Source organism: Dokdonia ponticola (assembly GCF_042653865.1).
Taxonomy (GTDB): Bacteria; Bacteroidota; Bacteroidia; order Flavobacteriales; family Flavobacteriaceae; genus Dokdonia; species Dokdonia ponticola.
In genome coordinates this window covers 2,838-17,322 of sequence record NZ_JBHSFV010000015.1, presented here as the reverse complement: position 1 = coordinate 17,322, position 14,485 = coordinate 2,838, and the positions used below count along the sequence as shown (strand labels likewise).

Here is a 14,485-nt window from a genome sequence, read left to right as displayed (position 1 = left end):
AATCGGGTAATTATTCATAGGTTGTATTTTACAGAATCTATTTTTTTTAAATGTACGAAAATAGATGTTAAAGAACGAACTAGTCAACTAAGGGCTGAAGATCGATGTAACTGTAATTTACGATACCTATGTGCTTGTATTTATCGTCTCCCTCTTTTAATTCTCCCCAACCAAAGTTACGTTCTATAGTTTCTTCTTTGTATTGGTCCATGATATCTTTTGAGAGTAGTAAATACTCATTTTGAGAAATATGATTTTTAAGTAAACGATGTACGATAATCACGTCTTCGCCCAACAATTTTATGTTTTTTCCAATTTGAACCGATCCAATTTCTTTTCCGTAATGCACAACAATTTTTAGTCCTAAAATTTCAGGGATCGTTTTTACTTGCTCGTGATCTTTGTATTGGTTTTTTAGGCGTTTAATTTCTGCATAAAACTCTGTGTAAAATGTACGGCATTGTTCTACAAGGTCTTTAAAGCTTGGTAGTGGCCCTGTTTTATAAAAAAAGACAGCGTCCCCTTCGATTTCTGAAACTTGAAGGTTCAGCTTGTTTGAATAGATAATTTTATTCAAAAGCGAAGGAATAACAACTGCGGTCAACTCATAGTCGGCGTCGCTCATAAACTGTGTAAACCCGCTTATATCAGGAATGCAGAGTAGGGTTGGTTTTGCGTTAGGATTTTTACTCATTGATTTCTTTCTTACTTAATTGTAGTGCCATCTGTGGTAAAAGAAAATGCATGCTGTCCAATCATACCAATCATGACGGCTTGAAAAACTGGTTTCATTGTATTATTGGCGCCCCAATCTATTAAAAAATTGGCACCGCTACCTCCTTCTACATCATCTTCATCTATTACATAATCTATGGTTTCTAGAGGTTTTAGGAAGATAGGTGAATTTATGTAATTTCGCACTAATGTTCCTTCTGTATTGTAATAATCGATCGTATTGATAAATAAAGAATCTTTTTTACTGGTATTGCGTATGCTAAGTGTTGCGGTGAGTAACAATTGAGTATCCCTATTTTTACTGTAAATTGTAGAGTAAATAGGCACATACATCTCGTCTCCGTAGGGATATATGGCATTTTGATCTTCTTTATCGACTAAATTTTCATTTTGAATTTCAGTTTCTATTTTTTTATTCGGGTTTGAATCCACGCATGAAACCGCAGTTAAAACGAGTAAAAAAAGAAGATTGAGTGAATAATTTTTCATGAAATAATAAAGTATTATATCCGTAAAGGTACTTGTTAATGCTATTGAAAAATACGAATCGTTCAATAAATTTTAATGCTAATCACCGAATACATAGTATCCATGGGATTTTGAACGGTATTACATTCGTTAGCTATTTGTTTTTTTTTGCTGATATGGTTGACAGTGGGTTATTTTCAAATTGCAGTGTTCGTATGGGAAAAGGGATGTCTATATCCGCTTTCGCGAAAGCTTTCTTAATCTCAATAATTGCTTTACTTTTTGCTTTAAGCTTAGGAACACCTGAGGTGCCGTCTATCCAAAACCTCACCATAAAGTTGATTGAGCTATCACCAAAATCTGTGTAGTAAAACTCCATCTCAGTGTCGATCGATTCTTGATTAAAATGTTGATTTATGGTCTCAGTTGTTAGCTTCTCAACCATTTCTAAATCTGAATTATAACTTACACCACAGGTAACGGTAACACGTATTTTTGTCGTTAACGAATAATTTTTAAATGAATTCTCTAGGATAGATTTATTTGGAAGTATGACAATGTTATTATCTGCTTCTTTCAACACAAAATAATTTGTATTTATATCCATAACCTCTCCTTGATACCCATTAGTTTCTATCCAATTTCCAATTTTTATGTTTTTCCTGAAGGATAAAATAATTCCTGATAGTGTGTTAGATAACGTTCCCTGTAAGGCAAGCCCTATAACTAATCCAGAAATTCCCGCTGCTGAAAGTATTGTTTTTAAAGTTCCACTTAGGTTTAATACATTTAAAGTAATAAACAACCCAAGAGATATGACAATAATGGCAGAGGTTCTGGCGATTAGCCTAGCGATTGTTATTTTTGGTACTCTTTTATTAACGAGCCTTAATACAACATTGTATACGATTCTTGACAGAAAATAACTTATAACAATAACAATAATTGCTAATATTATATTAGGCAATGCTTTAATAAGCGCATCACCCCATCCACGCACTTTATCTATGCTACTTTGTATTTCCATTATTTTGAAGATTTAATACACTAAAGGGTTATTTTTAATGTCTCTGAATTAATAATTATAAGAGAGGTTTCGAAGGGTTTAGGCACTTGTACCTTTATCTTTAGAAAGCAAGTACTCGTTTTGTTTTTCCAGTTGAGTACTGATCTTATCAAGTAACTCAATATCTTTAGGAGTCTTTACGGTGGCATTCTTAGGATCTTGTCCCTTGTTTTTTAGTTTATTCATGAATTTTACAACCACAAATACCGTAAAACCTATAATAAGAAAGTCTACACTTACTTCTAGTAATTTCCCATACTTAACAGCTATTTCTTGATTGACTATCGTATCTCCGTTCTTAACGGCTTCTTGTAGCACCCATTTTTCATCCTCTAAGGAAACTCCTGTTGTTAAAAACGTAAGCGGCGGTAAAAAAACATCTTTTACCAGCACATCGATTACTTTATTAAAAGCTGCACCTATAATCACACCGATGGCGATATCCATCATGTTGCCTTTTACAGCAAACTCCTTGAACTCTTTGAATAATTTAATTTGCATTTGTTACAATCATAAATTTTAAAATGAAAATAGATTTGTTATTACATCCATTTTTTACGTTTAAAGGTAATTAGGAGTACAACAAATAGAACAAACATAACACCTAATAATACAAAGTAACCATATTTATAGCTTAATTCGGGAATGTATTCAAAGTTCATCCCATATATACCTGCTAAAAATGTAAGTGGAATAAAGATCACAGAAATTAAGGTAAGCAATTGCATCACTTTATTCATTTTAAAACTAACTTCTGCGATAAATAAATCTTGTAAACTATTAAGCATGTCTCTATAAGAATCAATACTATCTACAATTTGAATCGTATTCTCATAGAGGTTTCTAATAAATATGTTTGTATTCTCTTGAATAATAGTATTGTCACTTCTTGAGAAATTACTAATGACTTCGCGTAAGGGGGCTATCGATTTACGTAAAACTAATAATTCTTTTTTAAGCTTGTGGATTTTAGATTTCTCGGCATTATTTTGATCTTCAGAAATACGATCTTCAATCTCTTCAATCATTTCCTCAAACTGATCTAATGTAATATAATAATTATCTACAATACAATCTAATAAGGCAAACAGGAGATAGTCTGTACCTCTTTTTCGTACCCTGCTTTTACTATTTGATATGCGTTTGCGTACTACTTCAAATAAATCAGAACTAGCTTCTTGAAAAGTTAAAAGCGAGTGATCTCTTATAATAACAGCTACGTGTTCTCGCTGCACAGTTAATGTGCTCTTATCAAAAAAAAGTGCTTTAAAAGTTACAAATATAGCATTGTCATGTTCTTCATAATTAGGGCGTTGGTGCACATCTACAATACCTTCTTGTAATAATGGATGCACTTTAAAATGATTAGAAATCGAGGTAATCACTTCAATATCCTGCATTCCTCTAATATCAATCCAATCAATATAATCAGGTTCAAGTGTTATTTTTAAATACTTCTCCTTACGTATTGTAGAGTCCTTAACAGAAGTCGCATTAAACTGTAAATGATGAATAACCATTTCATCTACCTGTTTATTACCTGTGTATATAACTGACCCAGGCGCCATTCCAGTTTTAATTCTACGTTTTTTTGACATGATACTTTTATTCAAATTGAATTTTGGTCTATCTAACAATGGGTATGATTTGTATTTTGTGTATAATGATAAACAATATAAGGATTCTATGATAAGTTTTGTATATTCAAATGCTATGAATAACAAAAAAAAAATACTTCTTACAGGCGCTACTGGATACATAGGAAAACGATTGCTTCCCATTTTAGTAGAACAAGGATATCATGTCATTTGCTGTGTAAGAGATGTAAAAAGATTTTCTCCACCTTCTTCTTTACAAGATTCAATTTCAATTATTAAAGTAGATCTTTTAGAACCAGAGTCACTTCAAGATATTCCTAAAGATATAGAAGGTGCTTATTACCTCGTCCACTCAATGTCTAGTAGTGATGATTATAAAAAGTTAGAACTAGAATGTGCTATAAATTTCAGGAACGCTATAGAAAAAACCAATGTAAGACATGTTATCTATCTTAGTGGTATCGTAAACGAGGAGAATTTATCCAAACATTTATCATCCAGAAAAGACGTTGAAATAGCGTTGTCAAAGGCAAGTTATCATTTCACTACATTACGAGCTGGAATTATCATAGGGTCGGGGAGTGCTTCCTTTGAGATTATAAGAGATATTGTTGAAAAACTCCCCATAATGATTACTCCTAAATGGTTGAATACAAGATGTCAACCCATAGGAATTACTGATGTACTTGCTTTTTTATCCAAGTCTCTTTTTCGTGAAGAAACCTATAACCAAAACTTCGACATTGGAGGATCTGACGTACTTACTTACAAAGAAATGTTACTAGAGTTTGGGAGAAAACGAAATTTAAAACGCTATATCTATACCATCCCTGTGATGACGCCACGTCTGTCTTCCTATTGGTTATATTTTGTAACCTCTACCTCCTATAAACTTGCGACCGCTCTTGTCAATAGTATGAAAGTAGAGGTTGTTTGTAGAGATAATAAATTATCTGAAATTCTTGATATACAACCTTTATCGTATCGACAAGCACTAGATAAAGCCTTTGTGAAAATTCAAAGTAACCAAATAGCTTCTAGCTGGAAAGATTCGCTTATTAGTGGTACTATGGATATCGAAATATCTGATTTTATAGAAGTTCCACGATTTGGATGTTTTATAGATAAGCGATCAAAAACCTATACAAATAGAGAAAAGACCATCGATAAAATCTGGCGTATAGGAGGGAAGACAGGTTGGTATTATGCTACTTGGTTATGGAAAATAAGAGGATATATCGATAAACTTTTTGGAGGCGTAGGTCTGCGCAGAGGAAGAACGAATGAGGATACACTTATTGCTGGAGATTCTGTAGATTTCTGGCGTGTTTTATATTCCAATAAAGAAGAAGGAAGGCTCCTTCTATTTGCCGAAATGAAACTCCCGGGTGAAGCTTGGTTGGAATTTAAAATAGAAGGAGAAGAGTTAAAACAAACCGCTACGTTCCGACCTCTTGGACTTTCAGGAAGGTTGTATTGGTATTCCGTTTTGCCTTTTCATGGATTCATTTTTAAAGGGATGCTGGCTAAACTTACAGCGTAATTAACTTATTTTAATAGTCTGTATATTTGATTGTTAATCAGCATTATATTGTGAGAAATGCTTATGTGATTTAACATAATGATTGTATGAATGAGTACGCTTTCGCGAAAGCGAAATACATTTAAAATCATAGGAGTTTTACAGAAGAATAATTTTAAAAATATCAAAACATTCTCTGTACCTTTCGCATTTCTTATGAAAAAGCAAACGTATCTCATACTCATTGCCTTTTTTTCGATCTATGTTTTTTGGGGATCTACCTATCTATGGAATAAAATTGCTGTAACAGAGCTTCCTCCTTTTATGCTAGCTTCTATGCGATTTACAACAGCAGGCGCTCTCATATTTCTGATCGCTCGTGGCATGGGAATTTCTCTTAAAATTACGGAAAGAGAATTTTTAAACTGTCTACTTGCCGGATTTCTTTTTTTAGGATATGGAAATGGCGTGTTTGTGTGGGCACTCAAATACGTAGACAGTAGTTTTGGAGCTTTACTTGCCTCAACACAACCGTTAGTGATCTTAGTATTAATGAGACTATGGTATCGTAAAGCTATTAAAGTCAAATCTATGATTGGAATTGCTTTAGGCATGATCGGGATGTACGTTTTGGTAAGTCAACAAGAGTTACAAATGCAAGAGGGGAGCACCTTAGGAATCATTATGATTGGGACCTGTATTTTGAGCTGGGGTATTGGAAGTTTATTTGTCGCGGAAGCAAAAATGCCTAAAAACTTTTTTATCACAACAGGCTATCAAATGATTATGGCTGGGGTGATGCTAGCGGTTGGAAGTTTAATTTTTGGAGAGACGTGGATTTCTCCCTTAGACTGGACCTTAAAAACCCAATTGTCGCTTCTCGCATTAATTCTTTTTGGTAGTATTGCTGCTTTTACATCCTTTAATTATCTATTAAAAACGATCTCCACTGAAAAAGTAGCGACGTCTGCGTACATCAATCCAATTGTTGCTATTATTCTAGGGTCATATTTCCTTGATGAAGTCATTACGGTACAAACAGGAATCGCAGCGGCAATTCTACTTACAGGGGTGTATTTTATCAATAGCGCTAAGAAAGGAAAGAAGTACACCTAATACCATATACTATTTACCGATTTAATTCAATTAAAAACATACCTAAAAAGGTGCACTTGAGAACAAGCACACCTTTTTAGGTTTCTGTGTACGCTCCTGCCTACCGGCGAGGCAGGTTCGCGAAAGCGCATAAAAATTAATCCAATCCTCCTTTACGCGTAGGACTTCTTGGGGTTGGCCACTCACGCGGCTCCCCTGTTCTTGAATCGACAGGAAGTACACTTTTGACCCTAGAGGTTTTTTCGGGATCTTCACACGCCATATAGGTCAGGATAGCTGTTAAGATCACGTTATTGCGTACATCATCAAAAATGATTTTGTCATACGTATCTCTATTCGTGTGCCAGGTGTAATTCCAATAGGACCAGTTTAAAGAGCTTAAACTAAAGGCTGGAGCGCCAGCAGCTTGAAATGACGCATAATCAGATCCCCCTCGAGCTGGTGCGCCAGGAAAGGTAGTCTCAATATGTTGTGTGATATCTTTTGGGACAGCGTTTAACCATCTTGATAAATAGTCATAGGAATACAAGAAACCACCACCAGATAAACGTACGACACGACCGGTACCATTATCTTGGTTAAACGAGGCCTGGACGCCTGCTACAATTTCAGGATGATCTTCAACAAAAGCTCTAGAGCCATTTAGGCCTTGCTCTTCACTTCCCCAATGTCCAACAAGGATGGTGCGTTTAGGGTTTGGGTAATATTTCTTTAGAATACGCATAGCTTCCATCATGACTAACGTTCCTGTTCCATTATCGGTCGCTCCAGTACCGCCATCCCACGAATCAAAATGTGCCGATAGGATGACATATTCGTCTGGTTTTTCGGTACCTTTAATCTCTGCGATGGTATTAAAAGTAGGGACTGTTCCTAACTCTTTAGATTGCGCTACGATATGAATTTGTGGTTTATTTCCTGAATTTGCAAGCCTGTAAAGCATACCGTAATCTTCCAACTCAAGATCTACCGTTGGTATTTTTTCTGTGCGTGCACTAAAGATTTTATTAACTCCAAAGCCTCTAGACCAATTGGAAGTGACAATGCCTACTGCACCTGCTTTTTCAAGCGCCTCTGGAAGCGTACGACTTGTATGTCCCATGGCTTTCATATTTTCACGCCAAGCAGTGGTTTGTGCATCACGATCTTCTTTCATTTTGGCAAAAGACGCTTCAGTTGCAAATTCTTCCCAATTGTAATCGGGTCTTCCCGTGGGTTGTAACATAGAAATTAATACAATTTTGCCTTTTACAGATGGAAGCCATTTTTTAAAATCGGCATCATCTTTAACATTATCAGGTAATACGATTACTTCGGCAGTGATTCCTTCTTTTGATGTACTTGGGTTCCAGGCGAGTTGCGTCCCACGAAGGCTTTGAACACGCGGAGAAACCATATCTATATGGGTGATCCCGCGTTCCCAACCGCGCCATTCTCCCCATTGTTCATTGCGAGCAGGGATGCCCCAACCTTTGTATTTGGCAACAGCCCACTCATTAGCATGCTGCATCTGCGGAGTTCCTACAAGACGAGGTCCGATGAGATCTGTGAGTTCGTGACCTAAAACCTCAAGTTGTGAATGATCTGTAGCCTCTTTGATCATACCCTCTATGATAGGATCTGTTTTTTGAGCGAATAACACGCTAGCTCCTAGGAATAAGAAGAGAATAAATGTTTTAATTTTCATACGATTATATAGAGTTTTAGTGGTTTATTTTATTAAGAATGCCATGAAAGTACAAGAAATCTTTGAGTATATACAAGAGAATTATCTTAAAATTCTAGGATGTTTATCTAAGATTCTTTGCTTGTTGTTCATAGAAAAGTGCCTTGATAGGCGGTTATGGCGTATAGAATCTGTATCTTTGCTCTTGAATGAATCACCATAGGTTATTAAAGCGTCTCGTATTCTGTACAACGCCATACTTCTTCTGACATTCAATTAAGAAATAAATTCTAACTTCTAAACTCATTAATGTAAATAATGGCAAAATCGCAACAAACCTTTAATAAACTCGAAAAAGAAAAAAAACGTTTAAAAAAACGAGAAGAAAAACAAAAAAAGAAATTGGCTCGCAAAGCTGAAGCCAAAGAGAATGGAGGTGGAATTCAGTTTGCGTATGTAGATCATTTTGGAAATCTTACTGACACCCCACCAAATCCAGAGGATAAAATAGAGGTAGATGTTGAGGATATCGTTCTAGGTATTCCTAAAAAAGAAGAAAGCGACGAAGATAAATTTGATCCAGTACACAAAGGAAAAGTTTCCTTCTTTGATACGTCAAAAGGATTCGGTTTTATTCTAGACGCAAAATCTCAAGAAAAATATTTTTGTCACGTAAGTGGTCTTATCGATAAGATTGCTGAAAATGACCAAGTCTCTTTCGAACTTGAAAAAGGAGCAAGAGGTATGAATGCTGTCAAAGTCAAAAAAATATAATCCATGCGATATATTGCTGCATTTGTTCTTGTCTGTTTCACAATCGTTAAGACAACAGCGCAGGAATCTAATGAGGCAGATCAATTTTGGGCATCATTACAAGCACTATGCAATACTTCTTACAAAGGCACTTTATTAGTGCCTGAAAACGATCCTCAATTTGCAGGAAAGGAGTTGATTATGCATGTTCGCTCGTGTAATGATACCCAAATTAAAATTCCATTCTTTGTAGGAGAAGATCGCTCTCGTACCTGGGTGTTTACCAAAGAAAACAATCGAATAACCTTACAACACGATCATCGACATGAAGATGGGAGTGAAGATGCAATTACCATGTATGGAGGTACAACCACAAACGTGGGACAAGCTACTTTGCAATTATTTCCAGCAGATGCGCATACGCAAAAAATCATTCCTGCCGCTTCAAGCAATGTTTGGTGGGTAACTATTGATGGAAGTACCTTTACTTATAACCTCCGAAGATTAGGCACAGATCGTCTTTTTACAGTTTCTTTTGATTTGTCTACACCTGTTAAAAATCCAGAAGCTCCTTGGGGTTGGAAAGAATAATCTTATTACCTATCAATAGATTGTAAGTACAATTGTTCTACCTTTTCTCGTGCCCAAGGTGTTCGTCGTAAAAATTTTAGACTCGATTTTATAGAAGGATCTTTCTTAAAACAATTAATGTTGACTTGATAGCCCAACGCTTCAAAACCATATTTCTCTACCAGAAATTCTAGCATATCTATAAGTTTTATACCGTGAAGAGGGTTGTTAGGTTGAGACATATTTTTTAATTAGCCGTTATAATTCTCAAAAATAGTCATTATATCTGACGCTCCATTTCTTATTTTTACACCGTGAATCGTACAACGCATACTTTTACCATTCAGGACGCTGAAACCTTTAAAACGCAACTCTTACATTGGGCACAACAATTTGAAGAAGTTGTATGGTTAGATAGTAATGAATATCCTAATCAACCCCATAAAACCTACGACGCTATTTTGGCTGTTGATGGTTTTACGAGTATAAAAACCTCCTATGAAGATGCTTTTGATCGTTTAGAAGAATATCAGCACACCACCAAAGATTGGCTATTTGGGTATCTTTCGTATGATTTAAAAAACGATATAGAACGTCTCACTAGTAAAAATGAAGATCACGTAGGATTTCCTGACCTCTATTTCTTTCAACCCAAACGTATCTTTCTTATCAAAGGTGCGCAAGTAGAGATGCATTATCTTCCTATGGTAGATGATGAGATCGACTATGATTATAAAGAAATTACACAAACAACTCCCTATCAAGCAGTTTCTAAAAAAGAAACATCCCTTCATATCAAACTAAAAATACACAAAGAAGCCTATAAGGAGAAAGTCCGTACAATGCTTCGGTATATTCAAAAAGGGGATATTTATGAAGCGAATTTCTGCCAAGAATTTTTCGCTAATGGCTCGATAGATCCTTTACAGACCTATCAAGAACTCAATGCGATTAGTAAACCGCCTTTTGCTACCTTTTTAAAACTGGAGGATCTTTTCTTGCTTTCGGCTACCCCTGAACGATATTTAAAAAAAGAAAGAAATACCTTATGGAGTTCTCCTATTAAAGGTACGGCTGCGCGCAGTGAAGATGTGCATGAAGATGCCGCTTTCGCGAAAGCGTTATCAGAAGACCCCAAAGAGCGTTCAGAAAATATTATGATCGTCGATTTGGTGCGTAACGACTTGTCGCGTATTGCCCAAAAGGGGAGTGTAACCGTCCAAGAGTTATGCAAAGTACATCCTTTTAAACAAGTCCATCAAATGATCTCTACCGTAACCGCCAAGATTGGAGTGGGAATATCACCCCTAGACACCATACGCGCTACATTTCCCATGGGAAGTATGACCGGAGCCCCAAAAATACGAGCCATGGAGATTATAGAGGAACTCGAAGAGACCAAAAGAGGCCTGTATAGCGGGGCAGTGGGTTATTTTACACCCGACGGCGACTTTGATTTTAATGTGATTATACGCAGTATTCTTTACAATGCCGCAGCCAACTATATTTCCTATTCCGTAGGCAGTGCGATTACCATACAATCGGATCCAGATAAAGAGTATGCCGAGTGTCTCTTAAAAGCAAAAGCAATGCGTGAAGTTCTTGAGCAAAATTGACATAGGTTTTTGTAAATTAGCACACCAAAAATAAAAACTAATTAAAATGATACGTTCGCTTACGCGAAAATCCACACAACTATGAGTGACGATAAAAAAATAATATTTTCGATGGCTGGGGTTTCTAAAACCTATCCAGGCGCACAAACACCTGTATTAAAAAAAATCTACCTGAGTTTTTTCTACGGTGCAAAAATTGGAATTTTAGGTCTTAACGGATCTGGTAAGTCTACGCTGATGAAGATTATAGCGGGATTAGACACTAATTTTCAAGGTGAAGTAACTTCAGATAAAGAATTTACCACAGGATACCTAGAGCAAGAGCCGAAACTGGATCCTGAAAAAACAGTATTAGAAGTTGTAAAAGAAGGTGCTGCAGAAACCGTAGCCATTCTTGATGAGTATAACAGTATTAATGATCAGTTTGGACTGGAAGAGGTGTATACTGATGCTGATAAGATGGATAAGCTAATGGCAAGACAAGCCATACTTCAAGATGAGATTGATGCGCGTGGCGCTTGGGAACTGGATACCAAACTTGAAATCGCCATGGATGCATTGCGTACGCCTCCTAGTGACCAAAAAATAGGCGTGCTTTCAGGAGGAGAAAAACGCCGTGTAGCTTTATGTAGATTATTATTACAAGAGCCAGATGTATTATTACTCGATGAGCCTACCAACCACTTGGACGCAGAATCGGTCCATTGGTTAGAACACCATCTAGCACAATATAAAGGAACCGTAATCGCAGTGACGCACGACCGTTATTTCCTAGATAATGTAGCAGGGTGGATTTTAGAACTCGATAGAGGAGAAGGGATTCCTTGGAAAGGGAACTACTCGTCTTGGTTAGATCAAAAATCTAAGCGTATGGCACAGGAAAGCAAAACCGCTTCTAAACGCCAGAAAACATTAGAGCGCGAACTTGATTGGGTGCGACAAGGTGCTAAAGGACGTCAGACCAAACAAAAGGCACGTTTGAAGAATTACGATAAACTGATGAGCCAAGATCAAAAACAAGTGGATGAAAAGCTTGAAATCTATATTCCTAACGGACCTCGTTTAGGAACCAATGTGATCGAAGCAAAAGGAGTAAGTAAGGCCTTTGGGGATAAACTATTATACGAAGACCTTAATTTTAATCTTCCGCAAGCGGGAATCGTAGGGATTATAGGACCGAATGGTGCGGGTAAAACCACGATTTTTAAAATGATCATGGGAGAAGAAACACCAGATAAAGGAAGTTTTACCGTGGGAGATAGTGCAAAAATCGCCTATGTAGATCAGAGTCATAGTAATATTGATCCAGAGAAAACCATTTGGCAAAACTTTTCAGATGAGCAGGATTTAATAATGATGGGAGGTCGCGAGGTCAATTCTAGAGCGTATTTGAGTCGTTTTAATTTTAGCGGAAGCGAACAAAACAAAAAAGTATCCACACTCTCAGGAGGAGAGCGTAACCGACTTCACCTTGCCATGACGCTTAAAGAAGAAGGAAACGTATTACTGCTAGATGAGCCCACCAATGATTTGGATGTCAATACGCTAAGAGCATTAGAGGAAGGGCTTGAGAATTTTGCAGGATGTGCCGTAGTGATTAGTCACGACCGTTGGTTCTTAGATCGTATTTGTACACATATATTAGCCTTTGAAGGCAATAGCCAAGTGTATTTCTTTGAAGGTAGTTTTTCTGATTATGAAGAGAATAAGAAAAAACGACTTGGTGGAGATTTAATGCCAAAGCGTATCAAATACAAAAAACTGATTCGATAACTAAAAGTTAACAACATAATCAAGAGCTCAAGATTCAAAAACTTGAGCTTTTTTTATCAGTTTTCATAACCTACCTTTAAACTTAAAATAGACCTATGCCTTCCTCAATAAAATCCATCGCTTTTGATGCAGACGATACCCTTTGGGTAAATGAGACATTTTTTCGAGATGCCGAAGATCAATTTTGTGCTTTATTCAAAGATTATCTATCCTATGAAGAATGTCAAAAGCGTTTATTTGAAATGGAAATGCGTAATCTCCCTAGATATGGGTACGGGATTAAGCCTTTCACACTTTCTTTAATTGAAGCGGCCATTGAGATCACAGACAACCGAGTTTCAATTGCCCAGGTTTCAGAATTAATAGCCTTGGGTAAAGAAATGTTAGAAGCACCTGTAGTGCTCATAGATGGGATAGAGGAGGTGTTGTATACGCTTTCGCGAAAGCATAAACTTGTTGTCGCCACCAAGGGAGATTTATTAGACCAAGAACGTAAGTTGGACAAATCAGGATTGGCAAAATACTTTCATCATATCGAAGTGATGTCTGATAAGCAACCTGAAAATTATACAAAGTTGGTGAATCATTTAGATATTGCTCCTCAGGAGTTTTTAATGATAGGTAACTCCCTTAAGTCAGATATCCTTCCTGTGTTGGAAATAGGAGGGTATGCATTTCATATTCCTTTTCATACCACTTGGATTCACGAGCAAATAGCAGACGAGGTAAAACATGCCAACTTTAAAGAATTATCTCATGCTTCAGAAATTGTGGACATACTTGAGTAGAATGAGCTATCGGACTTTACAAGAAAAATTGATTAGTCAAAACTTGACATACAGAGAAGTTATTTTTAGGTCTATTTACCTACCTTATAGTATCTATTTGCGGTCGATTGTAAATAGAATTAAATTTTATTAAAAAAAAGCGCATTTAACCCCTTTAAAATTTTGTTTTATATGAGATGATAATGTACATTTGCATCCGCTTTACAAAAGCAAGTTCTTTTGAAATAGAATAACGGAGAGGTGCCAGAGTGGTAATGGAGCAGATTGCTAATCTGTCGACGGGTAACTGTCGCCAGGGTTCGAGTCCCTGTCTCTCCGCTTTTTTTTATGGTTTAGATAACCAATTCGGCGTGTACCATGCTAAAGCTTGGTAGATCTAGTCCGGTTATTGCGCCACATTTGGGACGCGAAGGTCGTCACGCTTGAGGCGTGACCACCCAAAAAAAGTATTATTTTTGCATATAGTATATATAGCAAAAAATGTTCAAGATATTATGTAGGTCAAACTGCAAATATTTTATATCAATTGATAACCAATTCGGGGTGTAGCGTAGCCCGGTTATCGCGCCGCGTTTGGGACGCGGAGGTCGCAGGTTCGAATCCTGCCACCCCGACAAGATGGAGGTCGTCACGCCTGAAGCGTGACCACCCCGACAAGATGGAGGTCGTCACGCCTGAAGCGTGATCACCCCGACAAGATGGAGGTCGTCACGCCTGAAGCGTGACCACCCCGACAAGATGGAGGTCGTCACGCCTGAAGCGTGATCACCCCGACAAGATGGAGGTCGTCACGCCTGAAGCGTGACCACCCCGA

At 37.0% G+C, this 14,485-nt stretch carries 14 protein-coding genes and 2 tRNA genes; 9 read left to right on the top strand and 7 right to left on the bottom strand.

From position 1 onward, the window contains the following. Positions 1-79: 79 nt before the first annotated feature. From ACFO3O_RS19505 to corA, 5 genes are all read right to left on the bottom strand, one after another. Positions 80-694, bottom strand: coding sequence for a DUF2652 domain-containing protein (locus ACFO3O_RS19505; protein ID WP_379981976.1), 615 nt, complete (start codon positions 692-694; stop codon positions 80-82). Between the two features lie 11 nt (positions 695-705). Continuing rightward, a complete protein-coding gene (locus ACFO3O_RS19500) occupies positions 706-1,224 on the bottom strand; it encodes a DUF3124 domain-containing protein (RefSeq protein ID WP_379981974.1) in 519 nt (172 codons plus the stop codon). Between the two features lie 133 nt (positions 1,225-1,357). Then, a complete protein-coding gene (locus ACFO3O_RS19495; RefSeq protein WP_379981972.1) occupies positions 1,358-2,230 on the bottom strand; it encodes a mechanosensitive ion channel family protein in 873 nt (290 codons plus the stop codon). A 78-nt stretch (positions 2,231-2,308) separates the two neighbouring features. Continuing rightward, positions 2,309-2,770: a large conductance mechanosensitive channel protein MscL gene (gene mscL, locus ACFO3O_RS19490; protein ID WP_379981970.1), complete on the bottom strand. Its 462-nt coding sequence runs from the start codon at positions 2,768-2,770 to the stop codon at positions 2,309-2,311. 41 nt (positions 2,771-2,811) lie between these two features. Continuing rightward, entirely contained in the window at positions 2,812-3,867 is a 1,056-nt protein-coding gene (gene corA / locus ACFO3O_RS19485) for a magnesium/cobalt transporter CorA (RefSeq protein ID WP_379981968.1), read from the bottom strand. A 115-nt stretch (positions 3,868-3,982) separates the two neighbouring features. Here corA and ACFO3O_RS19480 point away from each other — a divergent pair, with 115 nt between their 5' ends. Both ACFO3O_RS19480 and ACFO3O_RS19475 read left to right on the top strand, forming a co-directional pair. Then, on the top strand, positions 3,983-5,410 hold the full coding sequence (locus ACFO3O_RS19480; protein WP_379981966.1) for an SDR family oxidoreductase: 1,428 nt from the start codon (positions 3,983-3,985) through the stop codon (positions 5,408-5,410). A 195-nt stretch (positions 5,411-5,605) separates the two neighbouring features. Continuing rightward, the gene (locus ACFO3O_RS19475) at positions 5,606-6,505 is read left to right on the top strand and encodes an EamA family transporter (protein ID WP_379982116.1); all 900 of its coding nucleotides are present in this window, start codon (positions 5,606-5,608) and stop codon (positions 6,503-6,505) included. Positions 6,506-6,641: 136 nt separating this feature from the next. Here the strand turns inward: ACFO3O_RS19475 and ACFO3O_RS19470 are convergent, their stop codons facing one another. Beyond that, a complete protein-coding gene (locus ACFO3O_RS19470; protein WP_379981964.1) occupies positions 6,642-8,192 on the bottom strand; it encodes a M20/M25/M40 family metallo-hydrolase in 1,551 nt (516 codons plus the stop codon). A 297-nt stretch (positions 8,193-8,489) separates the two neighbouring features. Here ACFO3O_RS19470 and ACFO3O_RS19465 point away from each other — a divergent pair, with 297 nt between their 5' ends. Beyond that, the gene (locus ACFO3O_RS19465; protein WP_379981962.1) at positions 8,490-8,945 is read left to right on the top strand and encodes a cold-shock protein; all 456 of its coding nucleotides are present in this window, start codon (positions 8,490-8,492) and stop codon (positions 8,943-8,945) included. A 3-nt stretch (positions 8,946-8,948) separates the two neighbouring features. Continuing rightward, entirely contained in the window at positions 8,949-9,515 is a 567-nt protein-coding gene (locus ACFO3O_RS19460) for a hypothetical protein (RefSeq protein ID WP_379981960.1), read from the top strand. Between the two features lie 5 nt (positions 9,516-9,520). Here the strand turns inward: ACFO3O_RS19460 and ACFO3O_RS19455 are convergent, their stop codons facing one another. Next, positions 9,521-9,736 carry a VF530 family protein gene (locus tag ACFO3O_RS19455; protein ID WP_379981958.1) on the bottom strand — a complete coding sequence of 72 codons (216 nt, stop codon included), beginning with the start codon at positions 9,734-9,736 and terminating at the stop codon, positions 9,521-9,523. A gap of 72 nt (positions 9,737-9,808) precedes the next feature. On the opposite strand from ACFO3O_RS19455, the gene pabB reads away from it, so the two are divergent. The 5 genes from pabB to ACFO3O_RS19430 all read left to right on the top strand — a co-directional run bounded on the left by pabB (position 9,809) and on the right by ACFO3O_RS19430 (position 14,285). After that, complete coding sequence (gene pabB, locus ACFO3O_RS19450) at positions 9,809-11,110, top strand: aminodeoxychorismate synthase component I (RefSeq protein ID WP_379981956.1); 1,302 nt, start codon at positions 9,809-9,811, stop codon at positions 11,108-11,110. A gap of 81 nt (positions 11,111-11,191) precedes the next feature. Continuing rightward, positions 11,192-12,883: an energy-dependent translational throttle protein EttA gene (gene ettA, locus ACFO3O_RS19445; RefSeq protein WP_379981954.1), complete on the top strand. Its 1,692-nt coding sequence runs from the start codon at positions 11,192-11,194 to the stop codon at positions 12,881-12,883. Between the two features lie 95 nt (positions 12,884-12,978). Beyond that, the gene (locus ACFO3O_RS19440; protein ID WP_379981952.1) at positions 12,979-13,671 is read left to right on the top strand and encodes an HAD family hydrolase; all 693 of its coding nucleotides are present in this window, start codon (positions 12,979-12,981) and stop codon (positions 13,669-13,671) included. 234 nt (positions 13,672-13,905) lie between these two features. Further along, positions 13,906-13,989 (top strand) — tRNA-Ser (locus tag ACFO3O_RS19435). Positions 13,990-14,210: 221 nt separating this feature from the next. Further along, positions 14,211-14,285 (top strand) — tRNA-Pro (locus tag ACFO3O_RS19430). Positions 14,286-14,485: the final 200 nt, after the last annotated feature.